Here is a 16,247-nt window from a genome sequence, read left to right on the forward strand (position 1 = left end):
CGCAGGTCAAAAAGGAAAGCGATACTAATGATAAATATTCTCATATGCAAAAGCAGATGACGGGGTGCGCTCTTGTCATTGATCAGTGGTGATTGCTCAATGCAATCACCCACCCCTACAATGCGAACAATTCTTGTTCTCTAAAGCGTTTTCAGCGCAGCTGGAGTGGTCGTTGCCGCAGTCAAATACCGTCGAGGTTCTTTACCAGAACCACCACAGCTGGCTTACAGGCTGGTTGCGGCGCAAGCTGGGCTGCCCGCAAAGTGCCGCAGACCTGGCGCAAGACACCTTTATGCGGCTGCTGACCGCCCGCGAAACCCCGACCCTGGCCGAGCCCCGGGCTTTTTTGACCGTTGTCGCCAAGCGCGTTCTGTTCAATCACTACCGCCGCCAGGATCTGGAGCGGGCTTATCTGCAAGCGCTCGCCGAAATACCCGAACAGGTGGTCCCCAGCGAAGAAGAGCGGGCAATTATCCTGCAAACCCTGATGGAGTTGGATCAGTTACTCGACGGCTTGCCCTGCCCAGTCAAACGCGCCTTTTTGCTGGCACAGATTGACGGCCTCAGCCACGCCGACATCGGCGCCCGACTGGGTATTTCGGTTGCCACCGTCAAACGTCATTTAACCAAGGCAGCCCTGCGCTGCTATTTCGCCCTGTGAGCGGCGCGTTCAACCACCCGCCCGACATCGGTTCAGCCGTCGCCGAGCAGGCCGTGAGCTGGTTGATCGAAATGCAGGATGGCGGGCTCAGCCCAGGGCGTCAGCAGGCATGGGAGCAATGGCTGCAGGCGCACAGCGAACACCAGCGGGCGTGGGAGCATATTCAACGGATAAACCAGCGTTTACGCGGTTTATCGTCACCACTGGCCCACGCGGCCTTGAATGCGCCCAAAAGCAACAGTCGCCGCCAGGCCCTTAAATTATTGCTGCTGTTGGGCGCTGGCACGGCCCTGACCTATGGTGTGCGCGATCAATTGCCCATCACCCCGCTGCTGGCAGACTTCAGCAGCCCGGTGGGTCAGCGACGCACACTGCAATTGCACGATGGCAGCCAAGTCCAGCTCAACACCGCCAGCTCGGTAGATGTGAGGTTTAACGGCCAGCAGCGTGTGATTCGCTTGCTCGAAGGCGAGATGCTCCTGACCGCGGCTCAAGACCCACGGCCTTTACATGTACTGACAGCCCACGGTGTTTTGCAGCCTCAGGCCGCACGCTTGAATGTGCGCCAATTCAGCGATCGCACGGAGGTCGCGGTGTTTGATGGCCAGGTCGAGCTCATGCCAACCGCGAATTCGGGTAGCCCGCTGTGGATCCAGCCTCATCAGCAACTGAGCTTTAACCGTCAGGCCTGGAACCCGCCGCGCCCACTGGATGCGGGAAGTGGCGCCTGGACCGACGGCATGCTGGTCGCCGCCCACATGCGCCTGGCCGACTTTTTGGCCGAACTGGGGCGCTATCGTCGCGGCCAGCTCAACTGTGACTCGAACGTGGCCGACCTGCTGATTTCAGGCACCTATCCGGTAGACAACAGCGAGCGCGTGCTGGACCTGCTTGCTGTCAGTTTGCCGGTACGGATCAGGCGATTTACCCGGTACTGGGTGACGGTAGAAGCAAAGGCATAAACAAAAACTGCGGCAGCGGCTACAGGGAAAATTTAAATTTCAAATACTGTGAGCTGATTTCAAATCTGGCGTGACAGAGAAGGCAAGCCACTTCGATTTTCATCTTCTCAGGATCCGTTCATGCCCGCTCAGCCCTTGCGCCTCACGTCCCTGACCCGTTTGCTACTGGGTGCCAGTTTGAGTTTCAGCGTTCTGCCGATGGCCTTTGCCGACGCCAAGGCTTATCACATCGCCCCCGCCTCACTGGAAAACGCCCTGAACCAGTTCGGCCGTGAAGCCGGGGTGCTGATTTCCTTCAGTTCCGCCACCGCCAGCGGCATTCAGAGCAAGGGCCTGGAAGGCACTTACGAGCCCGAACAAGGCCTGCAAGCCTTGCTGGAAGGCACAGGGCTGCAAGCCCGCGCCGAAGGTCAGGGGGCGTTCAGCCTGCAGCCGGTGACCGCCTCGACGGCACCCGCCAGCATTGAATTGGGAACCTCCAGCGTGGTCGGTGACTGGCTGGGAGAGGCGGCGCAGGCCGATGTGTTCGAACACCCCGGCGCACGTGACGTGATCCGCCGCGAAGAGTTCGAACGCCAGGGGGCCACCACTGCCCGCGAAGTACTCAATCGCATTCCCGGCGTCAATGCCCCGGAAAACAACGGCACCGGCAGCCATGATATGGCCCTCAACTTCGGTATTCGCGGGCTGAACCCTCGGCTGGCGACCCGCTCTACGGTGTTGATGGACGGCATCCCCGTGCCCTTCGCCCCCTACGGTCAGCCGCAGTTATCGTTTGCCCCGATCAGCATGGGTAACATGGACGCGGTAGACGTGGTTCGCGGCGGCGGCGCAGTGCGGTATGGCCCGCAAAACGTCGGCGGTATCGTCAACTTCGTGACTCGCGCTATTCCTGATGAACCTACCGTCAAGGCCGGTTTCCAGACCGAGACCAGCCCGTCATCCACCCAGGATGGCTTCAAGAAAACCGCCAACCTGCTGGCCGGTGGTACCGCTGACAATGGCCTGGGTGGCGCCTTGCTGTACTCCGGCACCCGCGGCGGCGACTGGCGCGAGCACAGCGACACGCGCATCGACGACTTGATCCTCAAGGGTAATTACCAGATCGACGAAGCCAACAGTCTGCATGCCATGGCCCAGTACTACGATGGCGAAGCTGATATGCCCGGCGGCCTGAGCACTGCGGCCTACAAGGCTGACCCCTATCAATCGACCCGCCCGAACGACAAGTTCTGGGGGCGCCGTACCCTGGTCAACTTCGGCTATCGCTATCAGGAAGACCGCCGTGAATTCACGGTCAACAGCTTCTTCACGAAAACCCTGCGCAGCGGTTACCTGGACCAGGGCACTTTCCTCTCGCTGTCGCCGCGGGAATACTGGGTGCGCGGGGTTGAAACACGCATAGCCCAGGGCTTTGATCTGGGCAATACCAGCCACGAAGTGGGCGCGGGCTACCGCTACATCAACGAAGCCGGCCACGAACTGCGCTACCGCACACCGATTTCAGCCAACGAACTGCCCACCTCCAATAGCCGCAATGACCGCGATACACGGGGCGCCACTGAGGCCCATGCGTTCTTTATCGACGACAAGATCGACATCGGCAAGTGGACGCTCACCCCCGGCATTCGCTACGAGATGATCGAGCAGCAGCAAACCAACCTGCTGACCCATGTCAAATACAAGGGCGACTACAACACGCCGCTGCCTGCCCTGAACGTGATGTACCACGTCACAGACAGCTGGAATCTCTATGCCAATACCGAAGGTTCCTTCGGGAGCGTGCAGTACAGCCAGATGCCCAACCGCGTTACCGGCGGCGAAGTAAAACCGGAGAAAGCGCGCACCTGGGAAATCGGCACCCGCTACGACAATGGCAACTTGCGCGCGGAGATCGGCGCATTTCTCATCAATTTCAACAATCAGTACGACAGCAACCAAACCACCGATACCGTGATCGCACGGGGCAAGACACGGCATCAGGGCATCGAGGCCAGCGTCAACTACGCGCTGGATGGCCTGAGCCCCGTACTGGCCGGTTTCGACATATACGCCACCTACGCCTATGTTGACGCGACTATCCGCGAAGAGGGACCGAACAAAGGCAATCGCGTGCCGTTCTCCTCGAAAAACAAAGGCAGCATCGGCGTCGGTTATACCGAAGGCCAGTGGAAAGCCAATCTGGACACAACCTTCCAGAGCAACCAGTTCGCCGATAACGCCAACACCCGTGCAGAAAGCGCCGACGGCAGCAACGGCTTGATCCCTGGCTACATGGTTTTCAACAGCCGCGTGGGCTATGACTTCGGCCCTCAACTGTCTGACCTGAACGTGGCAGTGGGCGTGAAAAACATCCTCAATCACGAGTACTACACACGCTCGTTTGACGATAACAACAAGGGGAAATACGTGGGCGAACCGCGCACCCTCTACGTCCAGACTTCAGTCGCATTTTGATATAAATCGATCAAAGCCCGCACATGCGGGCTTTTCTTCCCGGCAAAGGCTGACGCCGATCACGACTTGCAAGACTTCCTGAAAATAGTGCTTGAAATATTTGCTCATCGGCCCAAACACTGTAACTGAGCAATGACGATGAACCTTTGAACACTCGAGGCCGTCAGACCTCACACGAGCACGCTTATATAAGGGAAGAACTATGCTTACTCACGTCTTTTCCGATAAACATATCGACAGTGACAAACGCACCCAAGACTGGGTCACCGCTACTGTTGAAGTAACGCTCGAACGCCATTTGGAAGATCTGACCCGGGTTGAGGTCCATCTCAGCGATGAAAATGGTGGCAAGTCCGGTCCAAAGGACAAACGCTGCAAAATGGAGGCTCGACCTAAAGGACACCAGCCGATTCTCGTATCCCACGACGCTGATTCGCTGACCCAGGCTGTGGAGGGTGCAGCTGAAAAGCTGGAGCACGCTCTGGAACACCTGTTCGGCAAGCTGCGTGGCAAACGCACTGCAGCCCTGGCCCCGGAAGGGTTTGAGGCAAATGAACCTAAGCAGAGCGTTGACGCTTTGCTGGAAGAAGAGTTTTTGGAAAAAGAAAAAGAACTCGAATTAAACAGCTGATACAGCGTCCAGGACGCATAAAAAAGGGCGGGCTTACTTCGGTAAGCCCGCCCTTTTTCATGAGGACGTTTATAGCTCGCCCTTCTCCACTTCCGGATGCTCCCCGGAACCGGCGCCGGTCTTGCGATGAGGATTCTCGATCTTCACCGACGGGAACTGCGAAGACGCATAGCGCACCACCAAAATGGCAAACGCCAGCAACAGGATTGCCCCGGTCAGATACACCACGCCCATGTCCGGCGGGTTGTGATGGGACACGTTGGAAATCAGCAAGCGGGTCAGCGCCGTGATCGCCACGTAAATCAGGAAGCGCACGGGCATATGATTGGTTTTGAAATAAATGCCTACCATGGCGCCCAGTTCTAGGTAGATAAACAGCAGCAGGATGTCATCAATCGTGATGTTGCCCTTCTCCACCATTCCCAGAAATTCCATCACTGCTGCCCAGGCAGTGACCGCACCAATGGCAAACAACGCCAGGTAATGGAAGGTTTCGACGAACAGATTGCCCATCGATTCGGCCAGTTCATGAACCTGGCGACGTAGCTTCTCAGCTTTGTTAACTCTCACGATGCAGCTCCTTGAATCGACTCGAACGGATCATCCGCGACGCACATGACGCTTTTTACATGCAGAAAAAAGGCCAGCGACCGTTGGTGAGATGATGGCGGGCGGCTATTAGACACGTCAGGGGACCGTTGCGCCTACCAATTGCAGCTAGAGTGAAAAAGCCGCTATTCAAATCCGGGTGTTTGGCTTATCCTTTTCGCTGTATATAAATACAGTAATCGCAAGATAATTTACGTGAAGGCATATGAGGTGGTAAATGGCCGTCGAAGTGGTATACCGCAGCAGCCGAGATCTGGAGCGTTTGTTCATGGATAAAGCCGAAGCTGACCGTCATGACAAAATGCTGGAACTGGCAGAATTGCTGGCCGAAGTGTTGCAAAAAGCTGTGCCGTCCCTGAGCGAGCAACAGGTCGAAGAAGCCGGCATCTACATGGCGAAAAATCGCGATGTTTTTGCCAAGGCCTTCAAGAGCCAGCCGGACGCCCTGTCCGAGTTGCTGGTCGACAGCGAGTAAATGCACCACGTCCTCGCTTGACTCTCCCCTACGGGGCAGACCCTACCCTCAAAGGCCCCCTTTCAGGTTGGCGTCACGATGAGCAAGCGAGTACTGGTGATCCTGGGTCACCCCGGCACCGACAGTTTTTGTGGCGCACTGGCAGACAGCTATGTTGAGGCGGCCAAGAGTGCCAACCATGACGTACGTGTCATGCAGTTAGGTACCCTGCGCTTCGATCCGGTACTGCATGAGGGTTACAGGCAGATCCAGGCACTGGAGCCAGACTTGCTCAACGCTCAGGCAGACATCCTCTGGGCCGAGCACCTGGTTCTGGTCTATCCGATCTGGTGGGGCGGAATCCCCGCTTTGATGAAAGGTTTTTTCGACCGCATCCTGCTGCCCGGCTTCGCCTTTCAATACCGCAAGGGCAAGGCATTCCCCGACAAGCTCCTTAAAGGTCGCAGCGCGCACCTACTGGTAACGATGGACACGCCCCCTTGGTACTACAAATGGGTGTACCGCATGCCAGGGCTGCATCAAATACGCAAAACCACCTTGGCGTTTTGTGGCATAAAACCCCTCGCAACCTTGACGTTTGGCCCGATACTCGACGCCACACCCGCACAAAAAACCACATGGCTGCAGCAAGCCCGCGCGCTCGCGAACCGATGAGCGTCAGCCTCGCCGGCGACCATTGAAAAAGGATTTTTCATGTACATCGGCAAAGCCGCCCAGCTGTCCGGTACCACCATCAAAAGCATTCGTCACTACGAAGAGATTGGCCTGTTACCGCCGCCGCAACGCCGGGGTGCCTATCGTGTCTACTGCGAGCAAAGCGTTGAGCTGTTGATGTTTATCAAGTGCGCGCAGCAATTGGGTTTCAAACTCAAAGAAATGCAGGCCATTCTTGATGAACACCGTGGCCAGGCGCTCCCATGGGAGGTGGTAAGCGACGCAATTGCCCGCAAAAAACTGTCCGTGATGAGCCAGATTGAAACGCTGCAACAGGTGCATGCGGGGCTGGTGGAGTTTGAAACACGCTTTGGCAATGCTCAGGACCTGTGCCAGCTGCAGCAAGGTCATGGCTGACAGAGCACCTAATCCTTCGGATACAACAACCGGTGCGCCAGCTCATCTGAAACCCGTGCTGGCGAACGCTTTTCAGCCTGGGCGTGGGCGTAGATGCCGGTCAATCGCTGGCTGATCCGTAATAACTGCTCATTGATGGCCTCGGGCGTTGCGCCTTCATGGGTCAGGGCCATATAGATCAACCCGCCGGAATTGATGACGTAATCGGGCGCATACAAAATCCCCCGCCGTTCGAGCTGATCGGCCACTTGCAGGTTAGTCAGCTGGTTATTCGCACACCCGGCCACAGCCGAGCAACGCAGTTGCGCCACACTGTGCCAGTTCAACACGCCACCCAGACCGCACGGCGCAAGAATGTCACAGGGCGTGCTCAGCAAGGCTTCGCACGCGATGGGATGCGCCCCGAGCTGCTCCATGGCCAGGCGCACTTTGCCGGGGTCGGTATCGCAGACCAATAACTCGGCACCCGCAGCATGCAGCTGCTCGGCCAACGCGTAACCAACCTTGCCCAAGCCTTGCACGGCCACCCGCAGGCCTTCCAGATTGTCACTGCCCAAGCGCGACGAGGCGGTGCTGCGAATTCCGGCAAACACACCCATTGCCGTATGGGGCGACGGGTCGCCTGCAGCACTGGTGCTGGTGACGTGTCGAGTATGTTGGGCGATGCAATCCATATCGGCGGTAGAGGTGCCACTGTCGATGGCGGTGATATAGCGCCCGTCCAGCTGATCCACGCAGCGGCCAAACGCCTCAAACAGCTCGGCACGACTCTCGACATGGGCCGCACGAATGACCACAGCCTGCCCACCCCCAACTGCCAGACCGGCCAGAGCCGCCTTGTAGCTCATGTCTTGAGCCAGATGAATGGCATCGTTCACAGCACTTTCGTCGTTGGGATACGCCAGATAACGGCAACCGCCCAACGCTGGCCCCAGATGAGTGTTATGAATGGCAATCACGGCTTTGAGGCCTGTAACGGGGTCTACGCTTAGGTGCAACGACTCCAGCTGAGCGCTTTGCATGAGAGCAAACATCATCAGGCCCTCGAACGATTATGGGTAATCGCCAGTATAGGTGGCGCCAGAAAATTCGCTGAAGTGCGCAGGAATAAGCCTGTGCAGTTTTTGGGGTTTCGGACATATCCCGGCGGGATCGGATTGTGTGGGAGCGGGCTTGCTCGCGATACAGGCAACGAGGTTATCCAGCAAGACCGCGTTGATTCAATCGCGAGCAAGCCCGCTCCCACAGTGAGTTCAGGCAGGTGTATCAGGCTGATTGGCCGGATGCGCCAGGATAAACGCCGGGTGTTGCTCAGCCAGCGCTGCCACACGGGCAATGCGCGGGTACGCCGCCATTGGCACGCCAAAACGCTGCGCGGCGTACAACTGGGGGATCAGGTACACATCCGCCAACCCGGGCTGCGACCCGAAGCAATATCCGCTGTCACCGATCAATTGCTCAATGGCACCCAGCCCTTGGGTGATCCAGTGACTGATCCACTGCACCACTTGCTCTTCGCTCTGCCCCAATTGACGCAGTTGATTGAGCACGCTGACGTTGTGCAACGGGTGAATATCGCAGGCCACCAGGGCCGCCACCGCCCGTTCGTGAGCGCGGACGGTAAGGTCCGGGGACAGCAGCGCTACCTGCGGGTAACGCTCTTCAAGATATTCAATGATCGCCGGCGACTGGGTCAGCACGCGGCCCTCATCGGTGCGCAAGGCCGGCACGCGGCCTTGCGGGTTGATCGCCAGATATGGCGCCTGGCGGTGTTCACCGCCAAGTGGCGCAATCAGGTTGACCGGCACTGCCTGATAATCCAGTCCCTTGAGCGCCAGCGCGATCCGCACCCGGTAAGAAGACGTGGAGCGGTAATAGGTAAAGAGTTCCATGACCCGCTCCTTTTAACGCGCGGCGACAACCTTGCCCCGGCACTCGCCGAAACCAATGGAGGCATGGCCTTCGCGAGTACAGCGAGCACGCAGGATGATTTCATCACCGTCCTCCAAAAACTTGCGCACCTCGCCCGAAGCCAGCTCGATCGGGAGTTTGCCGCCTTCGGTGATTTCCAGCAGGCTGCCCAGCTGCGAGCGGTCAGGGCCCGACAGAGTCCCCGAACCGAACAGGTCACCTGACTGCAATTGGCAGCCATTGACGCTGTGGTGAGCCACCAGTTGTGCAGCGGTCCAGTACATGTTCAGGCTATTGCTCAACCCCAGGCGATGGGCGGGCAGATTTTGCTTGCGCATCGACTCGGTCAACAGCAGCACTTCAAGTTCAATATCCAGGGCGCCATTGGCCTGATCCTTGGGGTCGAACAGATACGCAAGCGGCTGCGGATCACCTTCAGGTCGGGCCGGTTGCGCACGGCGGAACGGCTCCAGCGCTTCAGCAGTGACCACCCACGGCGAGATGCTGGTAATAAAGCTCTTGGACAGAAACGGGCCCAGCGGCTGGTATTCCCAGGCCTGGATATCCCGGGCCGACCAGTCGTTGAGCAAGCAGAAACCGGCGATGTGCTCGCCTGCTTCGCTGACGGGGATCGCATCCCCCATGTCATTGCCCTGGCCAATCCAGATCCCCAGCTCCAGCTCATAATCCAGGCGCGCGCATGGACCAAAAGTCGGCTCGGTATGACCCGCTGGCAAGGTTTGACCCTTGGGACGGCGGACTTCGGCACCCGACGCACGGATGGTCGAAGCACGGCCATGATAGCCAATGGGCACATATTTATAGTTGGGCAGCAGCGGGTTGTCGGGACGGAACAGTTTACCGACGTTTTTGGCGTGCTCGATGCCGACATAAAAGTCGGTGTAGTCGCCGATCCTGGCAGGCAAATGCAGCTGACAATCGGCCGCCAGTGGCAGCAATGTTGCGCCCTGAGCTTCGATTTTTCCGCGCAGGGTGCTGCCTTCGCCCAGCAGCTCAAGCAGGCGTTCGCGCAGAGCAACCCGAGCGCTGCGACCCAACGCAAAGTAAGCATTCAACGCGCCGCCCAACGACGCTTCTACCGCGGCCTTCGCCTGACCTTCAAACAGACCGGCCGCCAGCCCGGCTTCGAGATCAAAAATGGCATCGCCAATGGCAACTCCGCTACGCGGGGCAGACCCATCAATACTGAAAATGCCCATCGGCAGGTTTTGCAGCGGGAAGTCGCTGTGACCGTTTGCGGAGGCAATCCAGCTGCGGGTGGAAGTGGACTGGGTCATGGGTTATCTCCGATTCGGGGTGAAGGTTGCGGGCAGCGAGGCCCAGCAAGCGTCGTAATTCGATTGCAGTTGCGCGCACTCAAGTGCAAACCGGCTAGGACGCAACACCTGACTGGTCTCAAACATAAAGGCCATGGTGTTATCGATTTTGCTCGGTTGCAGCTCGGCCGCAATCGCTTTGGTGCAGGTTTCGCCATCCGGGCCATGGGCGCTCATGCAGCTGTGCAGCGAGGCACCACCCGGCAAGAAACCTTCGGCCTTGGCATCGTAGCTGCCCTGGATCAGGCCCATGAATTCGTTCATCAGGTTGCGATGGAACCACGGTGGCCGGAAAGTGTTTTCAGCCACCATCCAGCGCGGCGGGAAAATCACGAAGTCCAGATTGGCCAGGCCCGGCACGCTGGTTGGCGAGGTCAGGACGGTAAAGATGGACGGATCGGGATGGTCGAAGCTGACCGTACCGAGGGTGTTGAAACGGCGCAGGTCGTATTTGTACGGCACGTTATTGCCGTGCCACGCGACCACGTTCAGCGGCGAGTGATCCAGTTCGCAACCCCACAGCTCGCCGAGAAATTTTTGCACCAGTGTCGTACGGCTCTGGTCGTCCTCGTAATGGGCGACCGGCGCCAGGAAGTCACGGGGGTTGGCCAGGCCATTGCTGCCAATCGGCCCCAGGTCAGGGAGGCGCAACGGCGCGCCGTGGTTTTCGGCGACATAGCCACGGGCCTGCGGATCGAGCAATTCAACCCGAAACTTCAGCCCACGAGGAATGACCGCAATTTCCAGAGGCTCCAGATCCAGACGCCCCAGCTCCGTACAAATACGCAAGCGACCCTGCTCAGGCACCACCAGCAGCTCGCCATCGGCATTGAAAAACACACGCTGCATCGAGGTGTTGGCACGGTAATGGTAAATGCTGATGCCCGAGGGTTTTTCCGCCCCGCTATTGGCCACCATGCCCACCAGACCATCAATAAAATCAGTGGCCTCGACAGGGATCGGCAGCGGATTCCAACGCAAGCGATTAGGCGTCACCGGACCCAGTGGGCCGCCGGCCAATTGCCGTTCAAGCTTGACGAAAGCGGGATGGTTGGCGGATGGCTGGATGCGGTACATCCAGGTGCGCCGAGACTCGCTACGGACCATGGTGAACGCCGTGCCGGACAATAATTCGGCGTAGAGACCGTACGGGGCTTTTTGCGGAGAGTTCTGGCCGACCGGCAAGGCGCCGGGCAGTGCTTCGCTGCTGAATTCATTGCCAAACCCGGATTGATAGCCAAGGACTGGCGAAGACGCGTCGAGGTTCATGGAGCCTCCAGAGTGGAGAAAACAGTGGACTGCGCGTTGCTGTGAAACAGTCTGCGCGTCGCTGCGTTATTTTTATCGTAATTCAATTACGCATAACGTAATTTGATTGGTATTAAGCGTCAAGCTATAAAGACGCCCATTCGTCCCGAGATATAAGCACCACCATGGAAAAGCCCCGTAGCAGCAATGACAGTGCCGGCAAACAAAAAGTGCGGTCGGCCGAGGTCGGTACAGACATCCTCAAGGCCTTGGCCGAGCTGTCACCTTCGACTTCGCTGTCGCGTCTGGCCGAGCACGTACAGATGCCCGCCAGCAAGGTGCATCGCTATTTACAGGCGCTTATTGCCAGCGGGTTTGCCGAGCAGAATGTCGCCACCAACCATTACGGCCTGGGGCGTGAGGCTTTGCGAGTGGGCCTGGCCGCGCTCAACAGCATGGATGTTCTGAAGGTTGCCGCCCTGCCCCTGGCCGAGTTGCGTGATGACTTGAACGAAACCTGTTTTCTGGCCGTGTGGGGCAATCAAGGGGCCACGGTGGTGCATATCGAACCGGCGGTGCGGGCAATCACGGTGGTAACCCAGCTAGGCTCGGTTTTACCCTTGCTGAGTTCATCCACGGGGCTGGTGTTCAACGCTTTTTTGCCGGATCGAGAAACAGCCGACTTGCGCGAACTGGAATTAAAAACCGATCTGGTTCACCCGCTGGAAAAACCCGAGGCCTACACCCGGCTCTGTGAGCAAATCCGTCAGCGCGGCTTGCACTTTGTGCACGGTTTGCTGATGCCGGGCGTCGATGCACTGTCGGCCCCGGTATTCGATGCAACCGCCAAGGTTGCAGGCGTACTGACCGTGGTGGGCCCCACATCGCTGTTCCATGCCGATGAAACCGGGCCGGCAGCCAAGCGTTTGCTGGCTGCCAGCCAGGCCATCAGCTGGCGAATGGGTTATCAGCCAGGCTGACGATCAGCGGCTTCAAACCATCCATTTGTATTTGGCTTCATCGAGCAGATCTCTCATCAACTGCTCGATGTACTCGATGGCGAACTGATGCATTCGGTGGCTGTCCTGGAACGTACTGGGTTTAGAGAACACGCCTGTTTCCCAGTCGTTGTGGGACTGGACCGTGCCCCACTCCAGCGTGTCCATACCCAGGCCCAGCAGGTTCTGGCTAAAGGTCAGGACCTGATCAACGATGTTGTTGATCGTGTTGAGATAAATACTTTCGCAGTCTATTGCATGGTGTCGCAGCTGCTCATTCAGAAATGAGCGCACCCGCTCGAAGACTTCAGGGCTCGGTTTAAGGGTGAACGTGTCTGAACCGAACGCGCGCTTGTCCGTAGTGCTCATGATGTACCTCCTGTTATTGCTCCCGGCCTGCGGAACATCGTGCTGCACAGGCCGGGAGAAACTATGTGAAGGTGCATTCAACACGGCCAATAGCCGGGGCATGAACTGCATAGTTATGACCTGCTCATCGGACAGGTAACCCTTTGAGCTACAGCCATTTTTTCGCCACAACTGTTGTCGAAGCTGTAAAAGAGATTGTCGCAAAGCGGCCTTACTCCGCAGCGGGCAAGTCCTTATTCTTGTCGAACTTTCCAGCACGGACACACGTCCAACGCATCGAGTCGCACCGACTCTGCACCCCGATTTACCCTGACGTTGATTTGTAGCTCCTTGATGAACGTCTTCCTTGGCCGCTGTTTACAGCGGCCTTTTTTATGCCCGTAATAAACCCAGGGAGCGAGCTTGTGTGGCGCTTCTAAAAGTGGAACACCATCGTCAGCAGCGGCGCGGCGAACAAGTTGAGGATGCCGGTCAGCACCATCACCAATCCTGCCACCGACCCTTCTTCACTCCCCACTTCCCGGGCACGGCTCACGCCAGCACCATGGGCACCGATGCCGAACAGCGCCCCCCGTGCCAGGCTGCTGCGCAGCGGCAACCACTTGAGCAAGATCCCTCCCAGCAACGCGCCGAATACCCCGGTAAACATTACAAACACAGCCGTAAGCTCCGGTACGCCCCCCAAATTTTGCGCCAGCGGCATGGCAAACGGGGTGGTGATGGAGCGTGGCACCAATGACATCGTGAGCGCAGTGTCGAGTGACAGCGCCCTGGCCAACCAAAACGAACTGCCGATGGACGCCGCGCTGCCGGCCAGCATTCCCAGCAACAAAGCCACCCAATGCCGAGCCAGCAACCTGCGCTGCTGCCAGATCGGCACGGCGAACGCGACTGTCACCGGTCCCAGAACCAGCATCAGCCAATGGGTATTGCTTGAATATTCGGCATAGGCGGTGTGCAACGGCACGGCCACGGCAAGCAGCAAGGCAGGCACCAGAATCAGCGGCGACAGCAGATAGCGACCGGTGCGCCGATACAACCAGCGGCTAAAACCGTACGTCACCAGGGTGAACAACAGCCAGAACATGGGCATCAGCTCAAGCTTCATGGCGCACCCTCCAGCGGCATACCGCCTCTACGGTAAACGCCGTGACGACCATCACCAGCAGTGTGCTGACGCCGATCACCAGCAGGATGCGCCAGCCGTCATCACGCACGATCACGCCGTAGTCGAGCAGGCTCATCAACGCGGGAATAAAGAACAACAGCATTTCAGCCATCAGCACGCCGGCCCCCAGCTGCAGGGTTGCTGGCTTGACCCAGCCCTGGGCAAACGCCAGCAGCAACAGCGTCATGCCCACCACACCACCCGGTATTGGTAAGTGCCACCAGGCCGCGAGCTGGCAGCCCAAGAAGTAGAGCGCCAACAAGACCGCCAGCTCACTGATCAGCCGACCCAAGCGTTTCACATCGAAGCGTTTCATGATGTTTCCATTTCAGACAGGCCGTCAGTTTAAAGAGCCTGTTACCATCCCGAAAACGAATTGTAAGACTTATAACCATTCCAAAATGGAATCGCATCAATGGAATTCAAACACCTGCGCACCTTTGTCGAAGTCGCACGCCTGGGAGGCTTTACCCAGGCTGCCAGCGGCCTGCACATCAGTCAGTCAGCGGTAAGCAAACAAGTTGCACAGCTTGAGCACAGCCTCGGCACACCACTGCTCGACCGCTTGGGCTCACAGGTGCGGCTGACATCAGCAGGCACGGTGGTGCTACAGCGAGCCGAGGCCATGCTGCGTTTGCACAATGAATTACTGAGCGAGCTTGACGACTTGAGCCATCTGACCCGGGGTGAGTTGCGAGTTGGCCTGCCGCTACTGGGCAGCAATACGCTGTTTGCCGGGCTGTTTGCTGAATACCGGCGGCGCTATCCCAATATTCAAGTGCAGCTGCTGGAAGAAGGCAGCTTGAATATTGAAAAGGCTGTTTTAAGTGGAGAACTTGAACTGGGCGGTAGCCTGACTCCGAAGAACCCTGCATTTGCTTACCAGCCGTTTTGTGACGAACCTCTGGACGTTTTGATCCCGGCTGATCATCCGCTGGCAGAAGGCCCCTGCGTGCGCCTTGAACAATTGGCCGACACGCCGTTTTTGCTCTATCAGCGCAGCTTTGTGCTCAACGATCGCGTTCTGAAGGCCTGCCAGCAAGCGGGCTTTACTCCCAAGGAAGGCGGGCGCAGTGGTCAGGCGGATTTTTTGGTGGCGCTGGTAGCAGCAGGCCAGGGCGTGGTGTTGCTGCCCAGCGTGGTTGCCCGCGGGCTAGTGCGCCCCGGCGTGGTTCGGGTCAAGCTGGTAGCACCGGATTACCTGCGCTGGGACATCGCATTTATCTGGCGCGATGGCGCGTATTTGTCACGGGCAGCCCAAGCGTGGCTTGAGCTGCTGCGTGAACGCCCAGTTACTGGCTCAGGGCTTTGATCAAGTCTGCAATCCAGGGCTCTGAATCTTCTTCCGGGGTCACCGTAACGCTGGAATCCAGACGCAACATCGGCAGTACTTCGCGAACGCCAAGCTCGCCAAACAGCTCGCGCAGTTGCTCGCCGCCACCGCAGAAGGTATCGCCGTAGCTCTCGTCACCCAAGGCGATCACCGCACCCGGCAAGCCGCGCCAGGCGCCAGGCAGCTGGTCACGAATGGCGCTGTACAACGCCACAAGGTTGTCAGGCAGCTCACCCATCCCCGTGGTCGAGGTCACAGCCAATAAAGCCTGCGGAGCGAACGCCTGAATATCGGCAAGGGTGGCGCGGGAATTGAGAAACACCTCAAAACCGGCATCAGTGAGCAGTTGCTTGGCATTACGGGCGACTTCTTCAGCGGTGCCGTAAACCGAGCCGCAAAGGATGGCGACTTTCATCAATCTGATCCTGTAACTGACTAAAAGGCTGGGATATTAACAGGTGCGGCACCGCTCTCGTACCAATGCCTTAAGATGCATCAATCCGTACAACTAAAGAGAATTGCACGATGATCAACGCCCGCTTGTTGCAGCGCATGGTAGACGCGTCCCAGGACGGCATTGTGGTTGCCGAACAAGAGGGCGAAGACAACATCCTGATTTATGTTAACGACGCCTTTGAAGCCCTCACCGGCTACAGCCGCGATGACATCCTGTATCAGGACTGCCGCTTTTTGCAGGCTGGCGACCGCGACCAGCGTGGCCTGCAGTTGATCCGCGAAGCCATTGCCAGCGGCAAGCCAACTCGCCAAGTACTGCGCAACTATCGCAAGGATGGCACGCACTTCTGGAATGAGCTGTCGATCACGCCAGTGTTCAACGAGAACGACAAGCTGACCTACTTTATTGGTGTGCAGAAGAATGTCACCCAACAGGTCAAGGCAGAGCAGCGGGTCGCGCAGCTCGAAGCCCAACTGGCCGCTGTACAGGCTGAACTGCAAGCGCTCAAGGCGACGAGCGGATTAAACAAAACGTAAAAAAAGCGGTCTGAACCTCGCTAT

At 58.0% G+C, this 16,247-nt stretch carries 19 protein-coding genes; 10 read left to right on the forward strand and 9 right to left on the reverse strand.

The genetic code is table 11. From position 1 onward, the window contains the following. Nucleotides 1-172: 172 nt before the first annotated feature. The 4 genes from RGV06_RS09905 (at nt 173) to RGV06_RS09920 (ending at nt 4,711) form a co-directional block, all read left to right on the forward strand. Complete coding sequence (locus RGV06_RS09905; protein ID WP_048351334.1) at nt 173-661, forward strand: sigma-70 family RNA polymerase sigma factor; 489 nt, start codon at nt 173-175, stop codon at nt 659-661. Beyond that, a complete protein-coding gene (locus tag RGV06_RS09910; protein ID WP_322149916.1) occupies nt 658-1,623 on the forward strand; it encodes a FecR family protein in 966 nt (321 codons plus the stop codon). Before RGV06_RS09905 ends, RGV06_RS09910 begins: the two co-directional genes overlap by 4 nt. A 120-nt stretch (nt 1,624-1,743) precedes the next feature. Continuing rightward, complete coding sequence (fecA, locus tag RGV06_RS09915) at nt 1,744-4,080, forward strand: TonB-dependent Fe(3+) dicitrate receptor FecA (RefSeq protein ID WP_322149917.1); 2,337 nt, start codon at nt 1,744-1,746, stop codon at nt 4,078-4,080. 202 nt (nt 4,081-4,282) lie between these two features. Next, nucleotides 4,283-4,711, forward strand: coding sequence for an HPF/RaiA family ribosome-associated protein (locus RGV06_RS09920; RefSeq protein WP_019824935.1), 429 nt, complete (start codon nt 4,283-4,285; stop codon nt 4,709-4,711). 69 nt (nt 4,712-4,780) lie between these two features. Here RGV06_RS09920 and RGV06_RS09925 read toward each other — a convergent pair whose 3' ends face one another. After that, nucleotides 4,781-5,281: a phosphate-starvation-inducible protein PsiE gene (locus RGV06_RS09925; protein ID WP_016781843.1), complete on the reverse strand. Its 501-nt coding sequence runs from the start codon at nt 5,279-5,281 to the stop codon at nt 4,781-4,783. Nucleotides 5,282-5,537: 256 nt separating this feature from the next. Here RGV06_RS09925 and RGV06_RS09930 point away from each other — a divergent pair, with 256 nt between their 5' ends. From RGV06_RS09930 to RGV06_RS09940, 3 genes are all read left to right on the forward strand, one after another. Continuing rightward, the gene (locus RGV06_RS09930) at nt 5,538-5,795 is read left to right on the forward strand and encodes a YebG family protein (protein WP_019410845.1); all 258 of its coding nucleotides are present in this window, start codon (nt 5,538-5,540) and stop codon (nt 5,793-5,795) included. A 78-nt stretch (nt 5,796-5,873) separates the two neighbouring features. Then, on the forward strand, nt 5,874-6,449 hold the full coding sequence (locus RGV06_RS09935) for an NAD(P)H-dependent oxidoreductase (protein WP_019824940.1): 576 nt from the start codon (nt 5,874-5,876) through the stop codon (nt 6,447-6,449). Nucleotides 6,450-6,488: 39 nt separating this feature from the next. Beyond that, entirely contained in the window at nt 6,489-6,866 is a 378-nt protein-coding gene (locus RGV06_RS09940) for a MerR family transcriptional regulator (protein ID WP_019824942.1), read from the forward strand. Nucleotides 6,867-6,874: 8 nt separating this feature from the next. Here RGV06_RS09940 and RGV06_RS09945 read toward each other — a convergent pair whose 3' ends face one another. From RGV06_RS09945 to hmgA, 4 genes are all read right to left on the reverse strand, one after another. Then, nucleotides 6,875-7,900 carry a Leu/Phe/Val dehydrogenase gene (locus RGV06_RS09945; RefSeq protein WP_048351508.1) on the reverse strand — a complete coding sequence of 342 codons (1,026 nt, stop codon included), beginning with the start codon at nt 7,898-7,900 and terminating at the stop codon, nt 6,875-6,877. 219 nt (nt 7,901-8,119) lie between these two features. Then, on the reverse strand, nt 8,120-8,758 hold the full coding sequence (gene maiA, locus RGV06_RS09950; RefSeq protein ID WP_019824946.1) for a maleylacetoacetate isomerase: 639 nt from the start codon (nt 8,756-8,758) through the stop codon (nt 8,120-8,122). 12 nt (nt 8,759-8,770) lie between these two features. Continuing rightward, nucleotides 8,771-10,075 carry a fumarylacetoacetase gene (fahA, locus tag RGV06_RS09955; protein ID WP_322149918.1) on the reverse strand — a complete coding sequence of 435 codons (1,305 nt, stop codon included), beginning with the start codon at nt 10,073-10,075 and terminating at the stop codon, nt 8,771-8,773. A gap of 3 nt (nt 10,076-10,078) precedes the next feature. Continuing rightward, nucleotides 10,079-11,383, reverse strand: a complete 1,305-nt coding sequence (gene hmgA, locus RGV06_RS09960; protein WP_048351329.1) for a homogentisate 1,2-dioxygenase — start codon at nt 11,381-11,383, stop codon at nt 10,079-10,081. A gap of 164 nt (nt 11,384-11,547) precedes the next feature. Between hmgA and RGV06_RS09965 the strand changes: the two genes are divergently transcribed. Next, a complete protein-coding gene (locus tag RGV06_RS09965; RefSeq protein WP_019824952.1) occupies nt 11,548-12,342 on the forward strand; it encodes an IclR family transcriptional regulator in 795 nt (264 codons plus the stop codon). 12 nt (nt 12,343-12,354) lie between these two features. On the opposite strand, the gene RGV06_RS09970 is transcribed toward RGV06_RS09965, so the two are convergent. The 3 genes from RGV06_RS09970 to RGV06_RS09980 form a co-directional block, all read right to left on the reverse strand. Next, the gene (locus tag RGV06_RS09970) at nt 12,355-12,729 is read right to left on the reverse strand and encodes a hypothetical protein (protein ID WP_048351328.1); all 375 of its coding nucleotides are present in this window, start codon (nt 12,727-12,729) and stop codon (nt 12,355-12,357) included. 415 nt (nt 12,730-13,144) lie between these two features. Next, the gene (locus RGV06_RS09975; RefSeq protein ID WP_046810017.1) at nt 13,145-13,837 is read right to left on the reverse strand and encodes an LrgB family protein; all 693 of its coding nucleotides are present in this window, start codon (nt 13,835-13,837) and stop codon (nt 13,145-13,147) included. After that, complete coding sequence (locus RGV06_RS09980) at nt 13,827-14,213, reverse strand: CidA/LrgA family protein (RefSeq protein WP_322149919.1); 387 nt, start codon at nt 14,211-14,213, stop codon at nt 13,827-13,829. Before RGV06_RS09980 ends, RGV06_RS09975 begins: the two co-directional genes overlap by 11 nt. Before the next feature lie 99 nt (nt 14,214-14,312). On the opposite strand from RGV06_RS09980, the gene RGV06_RS09985 reads away from it, so the two are divergent. Beyond that, the gene (locus RGV06_RS09985; RefSeq protein WP_322149920.1) at nt 14,313-15,209 is read left to right on the forward strand and encodes a LysR family transcriptional regulator; all 897 of its coding nucleotides are present in this window, start codon (nt 14,313-14,315) and stop codon (nt 15,207-15,209) included. Here the strand turns inward: RGV06_RS09985 and RGV06_RS09990 are convergent. Beyond that, a complete protein-coding gene (locus tag RGV06_RS09990; RefSeq protein WP_019824959.1) occupies nt 15,190-15,645 on the reverse strand; it encodes a flavodoxin in 456 nt (151 codons plus the stop codon). The genes RGV06_RS09985 and RGV06_RS09990 overlap by 20 nt on opposite strands. Before the next feature lie 110 nt (nt 15,646-15,755). Here RGV06_RS09990 and RGV06_RS09995 point away from each other — a divergent pair, with 110 nt between their 5' ends. Continuing rightward, complete coding sequence (locus tag RGV06_RS09995; RefSeq protein WP_019824960.1) at nt 15,756-16,223, forward strand: PAS domain-containing protein; 468 nt, start codon at nt 15,756-15,758, stop codon at nt 16,221-16,223. The last annotated feature ends 24 nt before the right edge of the window (nt 16,224-16,247 follow it).

It is taken from the genome of Pseudomonas sp. CCI3.1, assembly GCF_034313985.1.
GTDB classification, from domain to species: domain Bacteria; phylum Pseudomonadota; class Gammaproteobacteria; order Pseudomonadales; family Pseudomonadaceae; genus Aquipseudomonas; species Aquipseudomonas psychrophila.

Excerpts from the sequence above, each read along its gene's own strand:
- RGV06_RS09970 (WP_048351328.1), bottom strand. The coding sequence starts at position 12,729 with ATGAGCACTACGGACAAGCGCGCGTTCGGTTCAGACACGTTCACCCTT.
- RGV06_RS09935 (WP_019824940.1), top strand. The coding sequence starts at position 5,874 with ATGAGCAAGCGAGTACTGGTGATCCTGGGTCACCCCGGCACCGACAGT.
- RGV06_RS09965 (WP_019824952.1), top strand. The coding sequence starts at position 11,548 with ATGGAAAAGCCCCGTAGCAGCAATGACAGTGCCGGCAAACAAAAAGTG.
- fecA (WP_322149917.1), top strand. The coding sequence starts at position 1,744 with ATGCCCGCTCAGCCCTTGCGCCTCACGTCCCTGACCCGTTTGCTACTG.
- maiA (WP_019824946.1), bottom strand. The coding sequence starts at position 8,758 with ATGGAACTCTTTACCTATTACCGCTCCACGTCTTCTTACCGGGTGCGG.
- RGV06_RS09990 (WP_019824959.1), bottom strand. The coding sequence starts at position 15,645 with ATGAAAGTCGCCATCCTTTGCGGCTCGGTTTACGGCACCGCTGAAGAA.
- RGV06_RS09940 (WP_019824942.1), top strand. The coding sequence starts at position 6,489 with ATGTACATCGGCAAAGCCGCCCAGCTGTCCGGTACCACCATCAAAAGC.
- RGV06_RS09975 (WP_046810017.1), bottom strand. The coding sequence starts at position 13,837 with ATGAAGCTTGAGCTGATGCCCATGTTCTGGCTGTTGTTCACCCTGGTG.
- RGV06_RS09980 (WP_322149919.1), bottom strand. The coding sequence starts at position 14,213 with ATGAAACGCTTCGATGTGAAACGCTTGGGTCGGCTGATCAGTGAGCTG.
- RGV06_RS09945 (WP_048351508.1), bottom strand. The coding sequence starts at position 7,900 with ATGTTTGCTCTCATGCAAAGCGCTCAGCTGGAGTCGTTGCACCTAAGC.
- RGV06_RS09985 (WP_322149920.1), top strand. The coding sequence starts at position 14,313 with ATGGAATTCAAACACCTGCGCACCTTTGTCGAAGTCGCACGCCTGGGA.
- fahA (WP_322149918.1), bottom strand. The coding sequence starts at position 10,075 with ATGACCCAGTCCACTTCCACCCGCAGCTGGATTGCCTCCGCAAACGGT.
- RGV06_RS09995 (WP_019824960.1), top strand. The coding sequence starts at position 15,756 with ATGATCAACGCCCGCTTGTTGCAGCGCATGGTAGACGCGTCCCAGGAC.
- RGV06_RS09920 (WP_019824935.1), top strand. The coding sequence starts at position 4,283 with ATGCTTACTCACGTCTTTTCCGATAAACATATCGACAGTGACAAACGC.
- hmgA (WP_048351329.1), bottom strand. The coding sequence starts at position 11,383 with ATGAACCTCGACGCGTCTTCGCCAGTCCTTGGCTATCAATCCGGGTTT.
- RGV06_RS09930 (WP_019410845.1), top strand. The coding sequence starts at position 5,538 with ATGGCCGTCGAAGTGGTATACCGCAGCAGCCGAGATCTGGAGCGTTTG.